Source organism: Geotalea toluenoxydans JCM 15764, from assembly GCF_001311985.1.
GTDB lineage: Bacteria > Desulfobacterota > Desulfuromonadia > Geobacterales > Geobacteraceae > Geotalea > Geotalea toluenoxydans.
Window position 1 is genome coordinate 24,967 of sequence record NZ_BBCJ01000005.1, and the last position, 16,119, is coordinate 41,085.

Annotated in this window: 14 protein-coding genes and 2 pseudogenes; 14 read left to right on the plus strand and 2 right to left on the minus strand. The window is 51.4% G+C overall.

The window, feature by feature from the left end; translation table 11 throughout:
• Positions 1 to 230: 230 nt before the first annotated feature.
• The 14 genes and pseudogenes from ruvB (at position 231) to JCM15764_RS04110 (ending at position 14,351) form a co-directional block, all read left to right on the plus strand.
• Positions 231 to 1,249: pseudogene (ruvB, locus tag JCM15764_RS04055) on the plus strand (Holliday junction branch migration DNA helicase RuvB).
• Positions 1,250 to 1,349: 100 nt separating this feature from the next.
• Complete coding sequence (locus JCM15764_RS04060) at positions 1,350 to 1,976, plus strand: DnaA/Hda family protein (protein ID WP_369412247.1); 627 nt, start codon at positions 1,350 to 1,352, stop codon at positions 1,974 to 1,976.
• Positions 1,977 to 2,087: 111 nt separating this feature from the next.
• The gene (locus JCM15764_RS04065; protein ID WP_054692868.1) at positions 2,088 to 3,545 is read left to right on the plus strand and encodes an RtcB family protein; all 1,458 of its coding nucleotides are present in this window, start codon (positions 2,088 to 2,090) and stop codon (positions 3,543 to 3,545) included.
• A 4-nt stretch (positions 3,546 to 3,549) separates the two neighbouring features.
• Positions 3,550 to 3,981, plus strand: a complete 432-nt coding sequence (locus JCM15764_RS04070; protein ID WP_054692871.1) for an archease — start codon at positions 3,550 to 3,552, stop codon at positions 3,979 to 3,981.
• Between the two features lie 64 nt (positions 3,982 to 4,045).
• Positions 4,046 to 4,600: an epoxyqueuosine reductase QueH gene (locus JCM15764_RS04075; RefSeq protein WP_054692874.1), complete on the plus strand. Its 555-nt coding sequence runs from the start codon at positions 4,046 to 4,048 to the stop codon at positions 4,598 to 4,600.
• Between the two features lie 52 nt (positions 4,601 to 4,652).
• A complete protein-coding gene (locus JCM15764_RS04080) occupies positions 4,653 to 4,808 on the plus strand; it encodes a DUF2905 domain-containing protein (protein ID WP_279384257.1) in 156 nt (51 codons plus the stop codon).
• Between the two features lie 120 nt (positions 4,809 to 4,928).
• Positions 4,929 to 5,246 (plus strand): phasin family protein, encoded by a 318-nt coding sequence (locus JCM15764_RS04085; protein ID WP_054692877.1) that lies wholly within the window; start codon positions 4,929 to 4,931, stop codon positions 5,244 to 5,246.
• A complete protein-coding gene (gene ubiB, locus JCM15764_RS04090; protein ID WP_279384258.1) occupies positions 5,240 to 7,030 on the plus strand; it encodes a 2-polyprenylphenol 6-hydroxylase in 1,791 nt (596 codons plus the stop codon). The genes JCM15764_RS04085 and ubiB overlap by 7 nt, the downstream gene beginning before the upstream one ends.
• A gap of 91 nt (positions 7,031 to 7,121) precedes the next feature.
• Positions 7,122 to 8,042, plus strand: coding sequence for a UDP-3-O-acyl-N-acetylglucosamine deacetylase (lpxC, locus tag JCM15764_RS04095; protein WP_054692880.1), 921 nt, complete (start codon positions 7,122 to 7,124; stop codon positions 8,040 to 8,042).
• A 130-nt stretch (positions 8,043 to 8,172) separates the two neighbouring features.
• Positions 8,173 to 10,412, plus strand: a pseudogene (locus JCM15764_RS04100) (sensor histidine kinase).
• A 192-nt stretch (positions 10,413 to 10,604) separates the two neighbouring features.
• Complete coding sequence (locus JCM15764_RS21745) at positions 10,605 to 12,140, plus strand: DUF748 domain-containing protein (protein WP_243688334.1); 1,536 nt, start codon at positions 10,605 to 10,607, stop codon at positions 12,138 to 12,140.
• Positions 12,103 to 13,314 (plus strand): AsmA family protein, encoded by a 1,212-nt coding sequence (locus JCM15764_RS21750; protein ID WP_243688335.1) that lies wholly within the window; start codon positions 12,103 to 12,105, stop codon positions 13,312 to 13,314. Before JCM15764_RS21745 ends, JCM15764_RS21750 begins: the two co-directional genes overlap by 38 nt.
• Before the next feature lie 8 nt (positions 13,315 to 13,322).
• Positions 13,323 to 13,823 (plus strand): YhdP family protein, encoded by a 501-nt coding sequence (locus JCM15764_RS21755; RefSeq protein ID WP_439645253.1) that lies wholly within the window; start codon positions 13,323 to 13,325, stop codon positions 13,821 to 13,823.
• Positions 13,824 to 13,937: 114 nt separating this feature from the next.
• The gene (locus tag JCM15764_RS04110; RefSeq protein ID WP_012647395.1) at positions 13,938 to 14,351 is read left to right on the plus strand and encodes a hypothetical protein; all 414 of its coding nucleotides are present in this window, start codon (positions 13,938 to 13,940) and stop codon (positions 14,349 to 14,351) included.
• A 60-nt stretch (positions 14,352 to 14,411) separates the two neighbouring features.
• Here the strand turns inward: JCM15764_RS04110 and JCM15764_RS04115 are convergent, their stop codons facing one another.
• Together JCM15764_RS04115 and JCM15764_RS21760 are read right to left on the minus strand one after the other, a co-directional pair.
• Positions 14,412 to 15,686: a B12-binding domain-containing radical SAM protein gene (locus JCM15764_RS04115; RefSeq protein ID WP_243688336.1), complete on the minus strand. Its 1,275-nt coding sequence runs from the start codon at positions 15,684 to 15,686 to the stop codon at positions 14,412 to 14,414.
• 35 nt (positions 15,687 to 15,721) lie between these two features.
• Positions 15,722 to 16,075: a hypothetical protein gene (locus JCM15764_RS21760; RefSeq protein WP_243688337.1), complete on the minus strand. Its 354-nt coding sequence runs from the start codon at positions 16,073 to 16,075 to the stop codon at positions 15,722 to 15,724.
• Positions 16,076 to 16,119: the final 44 nt, after the last annotated feature.

The window sequence follows — 16,119 nt, forward strand, 5'->3', positions numbered from 1 at the left end:
AGAGTAGATCGCGATGTAATCGAAAATCTCCGCCAGGTCTGAAACCGACTTCTCAAACCAAATTACTGTCGCCATTAGCTCGTGAACTTCTTCACAGCTTCTTCGTGCGGGAACACGCTACTCCAGCAATATCGGTCCCACCAGCTTCATTTTTTCAAGGGCCCTCCCCGCTTGACCTTTCCCGGCAACTGGTATACTTTAGGCCGTTCTCAAATGCCAAGGAAGGTTAGATGACCCGGACCATTACTCCCGACATAACCGATGATGATCTCCTGGAAGCGACGCTGCGCCCCAAGTCCCTGGACGACTATGTGGGGCAGGAGAAGGCCAAGGGAAATCTGCGCGTCTTCATCGAGGCTGCCCGGGGTCGCGGCGAAGCCTTGGACCACGTGCTTCTCTATGGCCCGCCGGGGCTTGGGAAAACGACCCTGGCGAACATCATCGCCTGTGAAATGGGAGTAAATATAAAATCCACCTCCGGACCGGTCATAGAACGTCCTGGAGACCTGGCCGCCATTCTCACCAATCTGGAACCCCACGATGTGCTTTTCATCGACGAGATCCACCGCCTTTCCCATGTGGTGGAAGAGATCCTCTACCCGGCCATGGAGGATTTCCAGCTGGATATCATCATCGGCCAGGGGCCAAGCGCCCGCACAATAAAGCTCGACCTGCCCAAATTCACCCTGGTGGGGGCGACGACACGGGCGGGGCTTTTATCATCACCTTTAAGAGACCGCTTTGGCGTCATCTCCCGCCTGGAGTTCTACACCATTGAAGAACTGGCGTTCATTATCACCCGTTCGGCCCGCATTCTCGGCATGGAGATAAAACCGGAAGGGGCCACCGAGCTGGCCAGGCGCAGTCGCGGCACGCCAAGGATTGCCAATCGGCTCCTGCGCCGGGTCCGCGATTTTGCCCAGGTGAAGGCGGACGGCATCATCACGCTCAATGTGGTAAAGGACGCCCTTGCACTCCTGGAAATCGACCACATGGGCTTCGATTACATGGATCGGATGATCCTTTTGACCATCATCGACAAGTTTGGCGGCGGACCGGTGGGGCTTGACACCATTGCTGCCGCCATCAGCGAGGAAAGCGACACCATCGAGGATGTCTACGAGCCTTTCCTGATCCAGAACGCTTTCTCAACCGCACCCCGCGCGGCCGGGTCGCCACCAGGGCCGCCTATGAGCATTTCGGACGCATTGTGCCTGAACCGCCGCAGGGCAAACTTTTCCAGGATTGATCATGCAGCTTATCTTCGACTTTCCGGTTAATTCCAAATACGCTTCGACAATTTCGTTGTCTGCGCCGGCAACAAGACCGCCTATCATTTTGCCAGACAGCTGGCAGAAGGGGACGGCACGGAAAATCTCCTCTATCTCTACGGCGCAAAGGGATCCGGCAAAACCCATCTCCTCACCGCCATCGCCAACAGCATCGGCATCCAGTCGGGCCTTGCCGCCCTTCCCTCCATCTCGTTCAAGGACATCGACAAGATCTATGACGGCCATTATCCTGCCGAAGAACTGTCAAAGCTGGCCGAGCAGTTCAAAAACTCTCCGGCGCTACTCATCGACGACATCCATCTCATACCGGACAACAACAGCATCCGTGTGGAACTCTGGCAGCTGTTCAATGACTTTTACACCGCTGGCAAAAAGATCGCCATCAGCGGACTTTATCCACCTAAGGAACTCCCCAACCTCGACGGGCACCTTACTTCCCGCCTGTTGTGGGGCCTGGTCTCCAAGCTGGACATTTCCGGCGATGATTCCCTGCGCATGATCCTGCAGAAGCTGGCCGAAGACCGACAGATTGTCGTGCCGGAGGAAGTGACTGCCTACCTCCTTGTCCATCTGCATCGGGATATTCCCACCCTGCTCAATGCTCTCCAGCAAATCCACCGCCACGCCCTCATGACCAAGAAGAAGATCAGCCTGCGGCAGGCAAAAGAAGCATTGAGCCGCTAGGAGTCTGTCGGACTTAGGAATGAAATCCCCTAAGTCCGACAGACTCCTAGGAGCGGTAGCAACCATCCTTTCTTTTTGTGGTAGTATTTTTATAAACAAGGAGAAAGATAAATGGCCCTTCCCTCTTCCCTGAAAAAGATATCGGACACCCTCTGGGAGCTGCCGGTTTCTTACAAGCCGGGAATGCTTGTTCCGGCGCGTATCGTTGCCACCGAGAAACTTGTCCGGGAGATGGACGCCGGCGTCTTCGACCAGGTAACAAATGTGGCATGCCTGCCGGGCATCATCAACTACGCCTACTGCATGCCTGACGGACACTGGGGTTACGGTTTTCCCATCGGCGGCGTAGCGGCCATGGATCCGCAGCACGGCGTCATCTCGCCGGGAGGGATCGGCTTCGACATCAACTGCGGCATGCGGCTGGTTATTACCAACCTGACGCTGGAGGAGGTCAAGCCGCACATTCACCAGCTGGTGGATGCCCTTTTCTATCGGGTTCCCAGCGGGGTCGGCTGTACCGGTTTCATAAAATGTTCCCAAACTGAGTTCCGCGATATCCTGGAACAGGGTTCCCGCTGGTGTCTGAAAAACGGCTACGCCTGGCCTCTAGACCTGGAAATGACCGAGGAGGAAGGCTGCTTTCCGGGTGCGGATGCATCTAAGGTCAGCCACAAGGCAATCGAAAGGGGCTACGACCAGGTTGGAACCCTCGGATCGGGCAACCATTACTGCGAAATTCAGGTGGCAAAGCCGGAAAATATAATTGATGAAAGCCTGGCCCGCGCCTTTGGCCTGACCATGCCCAACCAGATCGCCATCATGTTCCACTGCGGCAGCCGCGGCTTCGGCCACCAGGTTGCCACCGATTACCTGCAGCTGTTCCTCAGCGTCATGGAGAGAAAATACGGGCTGAAGAAGCTGGACCGTGAACTTTCATGCGCACCGTTCCAGTCACCCGAAGGGCAGGATTATTTTGCCGCCATGAAATGTGCGGTGAACATGGCCTTTGCCAACCGCCAAGTTATCCTGCACCGAATCCGGGAGGTCTTTTCGTCCATCTTCCACAAGAGCCCGGAAGACCTGGGGATGAACATGGTCTACGACGTGGCCCACAATACCGCAAAGATCGAAAAACATGTCATAAACGGCAAGAAAAGGGATGTTCTCATCCATCGCAAAGGCTCTACCCGTGCCTTCGGTCCCGGCATGGAGGGGCTTCCCGACTGCTACCGGGAAACCGGGCAGCCGGTAATCATAGGCGGCAGCATGGAAACGGGGTCGTACCTCCTTGCCGGCATGAAGAGCGGTGCCGAAACTTTCTTTTCCACCGCCCACGGCAGCGGCCGCACCATGAGCCGCCATCAGGCCAAAAAGCTTGGCAAGGGGCAGAAGCTGCAGCGGGATATGGAAGAGCGGGGCATTTACGTCAGGACCGATTCCTGGGGTGGACTGGCCGAGGAGGCAGGGGCTGCCTACAAAAACATCGATGAAGTGGTTGAAGCCACCGAACTGGCCGGATTGAGCAAGCGCGTAGCGCGGCTGATTCCTATGGGAAATATAAAGGGTTAGATACATGCCTTACCATTATCTGGAAAATATAGCTACCGCCGACACCGCTTTCGAAGCATCGGGGACCACACTGGAAGAGGTATTCACTGCCGCCGCCGATGCCTTGCTCAATACCATGACCGAAGATGTGGACGGCATTCGACCAGAGGAGAGTCTGGAGTTTGAACTGGAAAATGCCGAACTTGACCTGCTGCTCTTCGACGTGCTGAATGAACTGGTATTTCTCAAGGATGCGAAGCGCCTGCTGCTCCGCATCCAGTCCCTATACTTCAGCCAGGAGACCGGGATGCACAGGGCAAAGGTTATCGCCCGGGGCGAGCGGATCGACCCGGCAAAACATCGCCTGCTTACAGACGTCAAGGCGGTGACCCTGCATCGTTTTTCACTCAAAAATGACGAGCATGGCTGGAAAGCCTGTGTCGTTCTCGACGTTTGAACCTGGATCTACTGTCCGATAAATTTGTTTGCTTTGTTCGAAATGAAACGCTAATTTAGGCCCCATGAAAATACTGTTCCACATCTGCTGCGCCCCGTGCGCCATCTATCCGGTCAAGGAAATGCGCTCCAGCGGCATGGCCGTAACCGGCTATTTCTTCAACCACAATATTCACCCTTATCTGGAGTACCGGAAGCGTTTGGAGACGGTCAGGGAATATGCGGGATTGATCGACCTGGAAGTCATCTACCGGGATGAATATCGCCTGGAAGACTTTCTTTCAGCAGTCGCTGCCAAACCGGCTGATCGTTGTCTCTACTGCTACAACTCCCGTCTGGCGGCTGCGGCAGCTGCTGCAGTGGAAGGTGGCTTCGATGGGTACTCTTCTTCACTTCTGTACAGCAGATACCAAAACCACGAAATCATTCGGGAGCTTGGAGAAAAAATAGGCAAAAACTACGGCATCCCTTTCCATTACAGCGATTACCGCGTGGGCTGGCAAGAAGGGATTCAAATATCGAAAAAGATGGGCATCTATCGCCAGCAGTACTGCGGTTGCATCTACAGCGAGAAAGATCGTTACCAGCCGCGACCGGTTTCGGCGAAGGAGCCTGCATGAGCGGAATCGGCAAAGCTCTCATCTACTTGGCCTGATCATCGCCGCCATCGGAGTGGCCGTTTCCTTTGCCGGGAAAATTCCGTGGCTGGGGCGACTGCCTGGTGACATTTATATCAAGAGAGAAAATTTCAGTTTTTATTTTCCCCTTGCCACCAGTATTCTGGTTTCTCTCCTGCTGTCACTGATATTGTGGCTTTTCAGAAGGTAATGCAATTTCCGTCCGGAGGTTCCGAATGGAACTAATGAAGCTGATATGTCCTTTGCCCCTTGATATCTTCGGCTCTTCTGCTACCTTTTAACTGTAAAAAACCCGCTAGGAGGAGGACTTATGTTCGAATTACTGGAAAAAGCTTTATTGACTGGACTCGGCGCAGTTTCCATGACACAGAAAAAGGCTGAGGAGCTGCTGACGGAAATGAAGGAAAAGTACAAGCTGAGCGAAGACGAAGGGAAGGCCCTCCTCGATAAAATCCAGACCATGGCCAAGGACAGCCGGGAACGCATCAATGAAATAGCCGAAAATGAGGTAAAGAAGACCATAGAGCGAATGGGCCTGGTACCTCGGGAGGAGTTCGACCGCTTGCAGAAGCGTGTGCAGGCCCTTGAAAACATGGTGAGCGACGAAGATCTAGGTCCTGAATGCTGAACCTTATCCAGCTAAGCCGCAATATCCGCAGCATCCGACGTTACCGGCAGATTGTGAAAGTACTGGTCAAGTATGGACTGGAACATCTGCTGGAATATTTCAATCTTTCCCAACTGGCTGCCATGAGCCGCAAGGTGCTGCGGCGCAAGGCCTCGACCATTGCCCAGTATTCACCGGCAGAGCGAATGAGGCTCGCCTTCGAGGAACTGGGACCGACCTTCATCAAGCTTGGCCAACTTCTTTCCACCCGCCCGGACGTCATTCCCCGCAGCTTCGTGGATGAATTCTCCAAACTGCAGGATAATGTCCCGTCCTTTCCCTTTGAAGAAGCTGAGACGCAGATCACGCTGGAACTGGGAAAGCCGGTGGAGGAAGTATTTTTTCAGATTGATCCCATTCCTGTTGCTGCGGCCTCCATCGCCCAGGTCCACCGGGCAAGACTGAGAACGGGTGAAGATGTGGTGGTCAAGGTGCGACGCCCCGGGATAGAGGCCCTCGTCGAAACGGATATCGATGTCCTGATGGGCATAGCCCAACTCATGGAACGCCACATGCCGGCAGCCGAAGTCTACGATCCAGTGGGTCTGGTCAAGGAATTTGCCCGCACCATCCGCCGGGAAATGGACTTTTCACGGGAGGGGCACACCATTGAAAAGATACGCGACAACTTCAGTGGTGACCGCACCATGCATTTCGCCGAAGTTTTCTGGCAACATACCGGCAAAACCATCCTCACCCTGGAGTACATAAACGGAATCAAGGTGACAGATCACCTGGCCCTGGAAAGGGCAGGACTTGACAGGAAACTAATCGCCAAGCGTGGTGCCGATGCCTTCCTGAAGATGGTCCTGGACCATGGCTTTTTCCATGGCGACCCACACCCCGGTAACGTGCTGATTCTGCCGGATAATGTCATCTGTCTGCTGGACTACGGCATAGTCGGGCGCCTGGACAACCAGCTCAAAAGATACCTGACTGACATCATTTTCACTATTCTCAACAGGGATGTGGATGAGCTGATTGCCCTCCTCGCCTATTCCGGCGAGATAGGCGAAAATCTCAACCGGCGGGCACTGAAAAGGGACCTGTCGGAATTCATCGACAGCTACTATGAAATTCCCCTGCAGGAAATTGAAGTCGGGCGGATGCTGGTGGAGTTCATCGATATAGTCACCACATTCCACATCAAGCTGCAACCGGACTTGATGCTCCTTGCAAAGTCGCTGGTGATCATAGAAGGGATGGGACGGGAACTTGATCCAGAGTTCGACATGATTGAACACCTGCGGCCATTCATGGAAAAGGCCATCAAGGAAAAAATCACCCCCGGCAGTTTTGCCAAGGACCTGAGCACCATGTTCATGTCCTATCTGAATCTGGCCAGGAATCTGCCGCGCGACCTGAGGGAAATACTCCACCGTCTCAACCACAACAAATTCAAGATCGACCTAGAACACCGCGGGTTGGACCATTTCAGCAAGGATCTGGATAAATCCATCAACCGCCTCTCTTTCAGCCTCATTATTGCAGCTCTGATCATCGGTTCATCCATAGTAATGCAGACCAATAAGGGGCCACTCATTTTCGAATTTCCCGCCTTCGCCTTTCTCGGCTATACCATTGCAGCTTATCGGCTTCTGGTGGGTAATCGCCATCATCCGTTCAGGACGACTATAGGTCACCCCAAAACTGTTGCATTTTTGCCACATAGAACCTTTTTTGCAACATGTTCTCCTCCTTCCGACCACAGACCCTGCCCCCCCACCTTTCACTCAACATTCTGAAATTAAAACAGATTCCCATTCCTTAAAGACATGGCCCACAACTTGCTAAATAGTATGTGTACTGACTATTTATTCGTCAAAGGAGTTTGCCATGGCTTATCAGCAGACACTTAAAAACAAGATTACCCTTACCGGCACAGGCCTTCATTCCGGAAGAGAAACCCAGGTGACCCTTCGTCCCGCGGATGCCGGCAACGGCATTGTTTTCCATCGAATAGACCTGCCCCGGTCCGTGACCATTGAAGCAACCACCGCAAACGTGGTCGATACACGGTTATCGACCACCATCGGCAAAGACGGCGCCAGTGTTGCAACCATCGAACATCTGATGGCGGCCTTGTTCAGCTGTGGCATAGACAATGTCCATGTGGATATTAATAGCCCCGAAGTTCCCATCATGGACGGCAGCGCCGCCCCCTTTGTCGACGCCATCCGCAAAGCAGGCATCACCACACAGGGCAAGCCACGTCGGTACCTTGTGGTGAAGAAGTCGGTAACCGTCAGGGACGGCGACAAAAGGGTCACTATCATTCCCTCCCGCTATTTTCGCATTTCCTTCGATCTACGCTTCAGCCATCCGGCCATCAACCGGCAGTTCAGGACCATGAGGTTCGACCCGGAATGCTTTACTGATGATTTCTGTCCCGCCAGGACCTTCGGCTTTGTCGCCGAATTGGAAACCATGAGATCTCGTGGACTTGCCCTGGGGGCCTCCCTGGCCAATGCTGTAGCCATTGATGAATCTGGAATTGTAAATGGTGAGGGGCTTCGTTTCACCGATGAATTCGTCCGTCACAAGATTCTTGATTCTGTCGGGGACTTTGCCCTTGCAGGAATGCAGATCATCGGTCATGTCAAGGCGACTAAATCTGGACATGAACTTAATCACCGTTTTATGGCCGAACTTTTGTCCCGCCCCGATTGCTGGACCGTTGTGGAAGACAAGAGCAAGGAAAAGACTTTCCAGATCCCTCTCGGTGTCCCGGAAATGGCATGGTTGGAAGCCTGTTGAAAGGATCATCCTCCTGCACACTGAAAGCAGCCCGCAAGGCTGCTTTTTTTGTTTGGGCACCTGGGCGGCTTGAAATAAATACGGCTTTCATATAGAGTTACCGGGCATATTCACTGAAAAGGAATTAAAATTGGGAAACGATACGGAAAAAGGTCTGCCTAAAGCTGAGCTGCGCAAGAGAAAACGGGAGGGATTCATTGTCGCTTTTTCCCTCCTGCTTATCATATTTCTCACCGTCACCGAAATTCATCTTTCAAAGCTGAGTTCCGAAGTGCCGATGGGCAACAACATCGTCATTTTCGGCATTATCAATGTCATCATACTTCTAATCATCCTGCTCATTTTCATGGTGTTCCGCAATGTGGCGAAGCTCATGATCGAGCACCGCCAAAATGCTTTGGGGGCCAAGCTCCGCACCAAGCTGGTTCTTGCCTTTGTCGGTCTTTCACTGGTTCCGACAATGCTTCTGTTCTTCGTTTCCGCCGGCTTCATTACCAACAGCATCCAGAACTGGTTCAACAAACAGGTTGAAACCTCCCTGGATGAATCCATGGAAGTTGCCCAGACTTATTACAAGACTTCGGCGGCAAATGCCCTCTACTACGGTGAGCAAATCAGCGCCATCATCAAGGAGCAGAAACTCCTCAACGAGGAAAACCTGCCCCGGCTCAAGGCGGTGATCAGGCAGAAGCAGAAGGAGTATAACCTGGGGGTAGTAGAAGTCTATTCATCCCAGAAGGAGGAACTGGTCAGGGCTGCCAATCCCAAGCTGCCCCTGGGTGAATTTACCAACCCTCGTCGGAAGACATCAAAATCGGACTGCAGGGAAAACAAGTCACCAAGGTCAACTCGGTAGGCAAGGCAGATCTGATCCGCGGCATAGTCCCCGTCCATTCCAACTGGAATGAAGCGGATGTGGTGGGTGTCGTCGTTGTCAATTATTACGTACCCTATTCACTGGTAAGCAAGATGAAGGAAATATCCACCTCTTACCACGAATTCCGCCAGCTGAAGATCCTGAAAAATCCCATCACCACCGGCTATATACTCACCCTGTTTCTCATCACCATGGTGATCATTTTCCTGGCGGTCTGGTTCGGCGTCTATCTGGCAAAAAGTCTTACCATCCCGATCCAGGAGCTGGCGGAGGCCACCAGACAAGTTGCCGAGGGGAACCTGGATGTTCACCTGGGTGAAAAGGGCAATGACGAGATCGGCATGCTGATCTCGTCATTCAACAAGATGACCCAGGATTTGCGAAACAACCAGCTGGCCCTGAAAAATACCAACGAAGAATTGAGCCGCAGCAACCTTGAGCTGGAACAGAGACGGCGTTACATGGAGATCGTCCTGAAAAACGTAAATGCCGGGGTAATTTCGGTGGATAAACAGGGCGTTCTGACAACAGTCAACAAGTCAGCCGAGCGCCTGCTCAACATCAACACCCAGAAGGTTACCGGCAAAAATTTTCGGGAGGTTTTGCAGCCGGTTCATCTGGACATAGTAAAGAGCATGCTGCGCGATCTCATCGTTTCCCAGCAGGATACGGTCAACAAGCAGGTAACCATACCCATACGCGATGCCAAGCTCACCCTCCTCGTCAATCTGACCGTTCTTAAGGATGAAAACGATGAATTCGTCGGCACCGTCGTCGTCTTCGATGATCTGACACAGTTGATCAAGGCTCAACGCATGGCCGCCTGGCGTGAGGTTGCAAGGCGAATAGCCCACGAAATAAAGAACCCTCTGACCCCCATAAAGCTATCGGCACAAAGGCTGAGAAAGCGTTACCTATCAAGGTTCGAGGGGGAAGAGAAGGTTTTCGATGAATGTACCGATATGATCATCAAGTCTGTGGACGAGCTGAAGACGCTGGTCGATGAATTTTCCAACTTTGCCCGCATGCCTGCTGCACAGCCTTCACCCAACAACCTGAACGAGATTCTGCATGAAGCGATAACACTGTATCAGGAAGCCCATCGCAATATCACCTTTTCACTGAGGACCGATGAAAACATTCCAACGATCCAGCTGGATCGGGACCAGATCAAGCGGGTGCTGATCAATCTTCTGGATAATGCAGTGGCTGCCATAGACGGTAACGGCGCCATAATCATCGAAAGCACCTACAACAGGGAGTTGAAAATGGTTACCTTCACCGTGGCCGATACTGGCCATGGTATCCTACCCGAGGACCGCGCCAGGCTCTTCGAGCCCTACTTTTCCACAAAGAAAGCCGGAACCGGTCTGGGGCTGGCCATTGTCAATACCATCATCTCCGATCACCACGGCTTTATCAGGACCAAGGACAATCAGCCCAAAGGCACCATTTTCACCATCGAACTGCCGATCAGCGGCGCCTGGGTATAAGGCCAAGGCCACATTCACCTGCTTTAAATTCCAGCCAACACACTTGAACCGCCCGTGCAGAGGGTAATATTCTGCTTGAGGTTATTTGACAGGTGACAGACAAACTTGCACCTGAGTAGCCGGAAGAGTATAATCCGGCGGACAAGGCAACTGCGTGAACATCTTAAATTTCGTCGGGCATGGATTTTACATATGACTTCAAAAAACAAATATATCATCATCTTCTTCTCCTTCCTGCTGGCCATTATTCTAGCAGGAGGCGGTCTTTCATTCCTTCTGGATAAACTCCTCCATCTGGACACCTATAAGGAGCAGATTCTGGCTGAAACCCAGAGAATGCTTAAAAGGCAAGTCACTTACGAAAAAGGTCTGTTTGCCTTTAAATTCGGCCCATCGTTTACCTTCACCAATGTAATTGTCAAAGAAAAGGATGGCTCAAGCAATTTTGTCAGTGCTGAGAAAATCACCTTCAAGGTTGACCTGCTGCCTCTGCTGGAGAAAAGAGTATCACTCCATGAAATTATCCTCTCTCATCCAAAAATTAATTTAAACAGGGATGATAAAGGTGTCTTCAATTTTGATGATCTCCTGGAAAAGACAGACTCATCGGTTTCCGTACACCTGAAAGAGATAAAGGTGGAAAAAGGCATTGTCAATTTCGATGATCGGTCAGTAGTGCCATCGGGATTGACCACCAGACTGGAAGATCTCGACCTGCATTTCGGCAATATGACCAGGGGCAAAAAGTGCCGGATCAAACTGGCTGCATCCATAGGCGGAGCTGCGCCTAACAAATTGTCAGTTTCCGGTACTGTAAGGATTGCCCGCAAGGACAGACCACTGAAGGAGTCCATTGCTGACCTGCACATCAAGACGGACAACTTTGATGTCTCCCAATTTTGGCCTTACTACATGGCCCATGTTCCATTCAAGAAGGTTATGGGTCGCTTCGATACTGATCTGAACGTCAAAGGTAAATTCAAGGCCTTCACCTCCAAGGGCGAAGTCCGGGTTTCGTCCTTGCGATTCGATTACCCGCAGATATTTCATGCCGTTCTGACCCCAAGGAACACACATTTTCGCTATGCCATGGAGCTGACTGACCGTGACATCGCCGTCAAGTCCATCAATCTGACCGTCGACAAACTCAATGTCGAAGGAAGCTGCTCAATTCTGGACCTGCACAGTAAAGATCCACGCATTGTTGCCCAGGCAGTCACTTCCACTTTCAGGCTGGAGGAATTCGCCGGCTACATACCCTATGGAATCATAGTTGACGACACAGCAGACTTCATCGAAAAACATATAAAGGGTGGTACTTACAAACTTAATGAAGGCAGGCTTGACGGGAGAATAAGCCAGATTCTGCACATGGAACTGGGGCAAAACTATAACGTGCTCTTTATCAAAGGAACGGTTGATAAAGGTATCGTTTCCTTCGGTCCACAGGTTCCAACATTCAACAGGGTCAAAGGTGACCTGGAAATGAGAGGTAAGGATTTCAACCTGATCCGCATGTCAGGGAACTTCGGCACATCCCCCTTCACCCTCGATGCAAAATTGCGACTATCCCCTGACGACCCCATCCTCCTATCCTTTCACCATGAAAATGACCCCACACCAAGCGGAGGTGGCCTGGCTTCTTGGTCAGGGGCGCGAAAAATACCTGTCTTTTACGGGAAATTCGGAGTTGAACCTGGCAGGCAATGGATTCACCAGCGGTTATAATCTTTCCGGCGACTGGAATCTTATTGACGCTGCATACAGTTACAGGAATTACATCAATAAACCGGCCAAACGCACCAACAGAGTAGCCTTCAAAGGAAGCCTCAACAAGGAAGAAGCGATACTTTCATACCTGGCTTACGACCTTGGCCCTCTGCATCTTACCGCCAGCGCCGGTTACAGTTACAAGGGCCAGGACAACCTGAACCTGGGCCTTCAGACGAATATGTTTTCAGCAGGGGACATAACACCAATGCTCCCTTTCATCCGACAGTACAATCCGACTGGCAAGCTTAAGGCATCCGTCCACGGCAAAGGACCAGGCAACGATCTGGCCAAGTTCCGCTGGGGAGGAGATATCCACTTCTCCGGCTTTGCCGTAAAGCCTCCCGAACCGGTTAAGATGCTGAGCAACATGTCCGGCGTTATCCACTTCAAAGGCGATCAATTGGAAACATCCCAGCTATCGGTCAAGATGGGCAGTTCGACCATCTCCGGTAAAGGGTCCTTATCCGGCTTCAAAAATCCCACCCTGAGCATGACTTTCTCATCCCCGTCACTGGATCTGTCCGATCTGGGATATAACCTCGCCGGTAAAGCCCTGCAGGCTGAAAAACTTCATGCTTCCATTTCTTTGAAAGACAAAGACTTGCAGATAAAGGAACTTTCCACCCAGATCAAGAAAACATCTCTATCTGTCAGGGGAATGGTCAGGGAGATAGATAATCCAAAGATCGATGTGGCCATCACTTCTCCAAATCTTGATATTGAAGACCTGCTGTTGTTGTCCAAACTGGAACCCATAGGCAAAAGTGAGTCATCCACTAGCCTGAAGATGAAGGCTTCAATCAAAGCAGCTTCAGGAAGGTACCGGGACCTTGAATTTAAGGGCCTCAAAGCCGATGCACTATTTGAAGACAAAATATTATATCTGCAGCAACTGGGTTTCTCGGCTTTTGGCGGTAATGTCTCCGGCAAGGGACGACTCGACTCGGGATCAAACGGCACTCCCCATTACCAGGTCAGCTTCAATCTGGAGGGGGTTTCAGCAGAAAAAGCTACACATGCCATCGGTATGAAAAAGCAGGAAATCACAGGAACCTTAATCTGCAGGGGGAACTTTCGGCAAAAGGAAATACCAGCGCAGACATCAAGCGGACAGCTCTTGGATCGGTGAAGATCTACATGGAAGACGGCTCTCTGCGAAGATTCGCTACACTGTCAAAAATATTTTCCATACTCAATGTATCCCAGTTGCTCAAACTGCAATTACCGGACATGGTATCCGGCGGCATGCCATACAACAGTATTGCCGGTACTCTGGCAGTCAGGGACGGCACCATCTCGACCAGCGATTTTTTTCTTGATAGCGATGCCATGAACATTTCCTGTGTAGGCAAAATCGACCTGACCAGGGAAGAAATCGACGCCACTGTCGGTGTTCAACCGCTTCAGACGGTGGACAAGGTGGTCAGCCACATCCCCATTGTCGGTTGGATACTTACCGGCAAGGACAAGACACTGGTAACAGCCTACTTTGAAGCAAAGGGAAAAATAGACGATCCCAAGGTCTCCGCTATCCCGGTGAAGTACCTGGCCAAGGGAGTATTTGACATATTCAGGCGGGTTTTCGAACTGCCGGCAAAGATATTTACCAATACCGGCGAGGTCATCATCGGAAAATAGAAATCACAGAAAACTCAAAAATCAAGTGAGTTACCTGTAATTTTTTATTGTAAAAGAAAATGAAGGTATGCTATTTTACCCCAGTTTAATAAACATCCCAACAGGAGGATTACGGTGAAGAAGACATTGGTAGTCGTGCTGGCAATCGCTGCACTTGCAGTAACCGGTTGCAAGAAAAAAGAAGAAGCCCCTCAAGGTCAGGCACCCCAAGGTGGAGCCCCCACACAGCAGGCACCGGCTGGTACTCCGGGCGGCGATCCCCATGCCGGCCTGAAACCTCAGGAAATTCCTGCTGGTGCAGGACACAAAGGCAAGGTACTTGAGACAATGGACTCTGGCGGCTACACTTATGCCCAGGTTGAAGAGAATGGCCAGAAACTTTGGGTTGCCGTTATGCAAACTAAAGTGAGCGTTGGCGACATGGTCGAATTCCCGGATTCTCCGCCCATGGTAAATTTCCAGAGCAAAACGTTGAAGCGCACCTTCGACAAGATCATTTTTGCTCCCGGCCTGAGAATTGTAAAGTAACAGACATCTCATCCTGTTGAAGCAAGGGCGAAACCCGCAAGGGTTTCGCCCTTATTTTTTCTATCGGGTCTTGAGTGCTTGCTTCGCTCTTGGATCATATGGGTTCAGCTCAAGAGCTCTTTTAAAATATTCCGTCCCCTCCAAAGTCCTGCCCATCAGCATCATCAGTTCTCCCAGATCTGAGAAAGCAGGGGCATGGGCCGGAACAACGGTCAGAACCCGTTTGTATGTGCTACAGGCTTTCTCCAGAGCGCCCATCCTTCCATATAGTGCCCCGAGAAGAAGCCAACCCCATGGGTTTTCCGGCTCCCTTTCGGTTATCTCACGATATTCTCTCTCTGCCAGTTGCCATCGCCCTTCATCCTCATACATCTCTCCCGACATGATGTTGGTAGCATGGCAATAACCGAGCAATTTCTTATGGGACTGGAAATCCCTTTCACCATATCCGGCCCCCTTTCCGACCTTGGCGACCGTTTCCAGCAACCGCTGTGTCGAAGATTCGACAAAGGCATCATCTCGCACATAGAGCGCTTCATGTCTATCTTCATTGAATATTTCCCGGCCAATTGCTCCAGCTTTAACATCTTTGCTGAAAATCTCCGTACCTGGATAGTATGCCAATGGCGATACCTGCCCATCATGGGCTTGAATAGCTTCTACCAGCTTGATTGTGGCATCGGTATCGGCATCAACCTCGCTTTTCACCCCGGTAATCAAATAAATGGACAGGTTCATGCCTGCTTTCCTCACCAAAGCAGAGGCCTTTCTGACCTGTTCGGTATTGATCCCTTTACCCAGTGCCTTTAAAATGCGTGGAGACCCTGATTCGACTCCGAACTGGATACATTCGCAACCTGCCCGCTTCATTGCAAAAAGCAGCTCTTCGTCGACAGCACTGACCCTGGATTGACAGTTCCAGAGAATAAAGACCTTCTCCTCACGAAGAAGTCGACAGAACTCCATGACTCTGCCTTTGTCGGCAGTGAAGGTATCATCGCGGATGGAAAAATAGATCAACCCACAGCGATTACGGATAAGGGTTATTTCATCAACCATATTGCGTGGCGAACGCAGACGTAATGATTTTCCCCAGAAGAGGGGAGACGAACAAAACAGGCAGGCTGCCGGGCAGCCCCGTGAGGTGATAATGAACTCCAGCTGCCGGTGCAGATCCACCCCAAAGGCGTTGTCCATATATGCTGCAGGAAATGGGACTGAGTCAAGATCGGCAATGGGTGGCCTTGCAGCAGTGGAAATAATACCGTCAGCAGTGCGGAAAGCTATACCTTTTATTTCGGCGAGGCGCGGGGTCTCACCCTTTAGAGTTGCCACTAATTCAAGGAAGCTCTCCTCCCCCTCCCCCAGCACTACCGCATCCACTTGCTTGTGGCGGTCGAGTATCTCCCGGTATTGATGTGTGGCATGGGGACCGCCAAAAACAACAAAGGTAGCGGGATTGATTTTTTAGCCAAGGCTGCCAGTTTCACTGACTCGAATCTGTTATGGGTAAATTGCGCAATCCCCAGGACTTGGGGGCGCAGTCGTGAAATGATGGATTCCGTCTCTTTCCAGCTGAACTTGGAAAAATTGGCCATTTGGGAAGCATATCCGTGGCTTTTCAATACTGCGTTGATATAGCCCAGACCTACAGGCAGCAGGGAGGTATACGGATCATTTGCACCAGCACTGTTTGATTTATATGCAAGAAGTACCTGGGTCAAGGTTTCTCCATCAGCAGTTTTGCATAAAAAAAAGACCCAGCCAC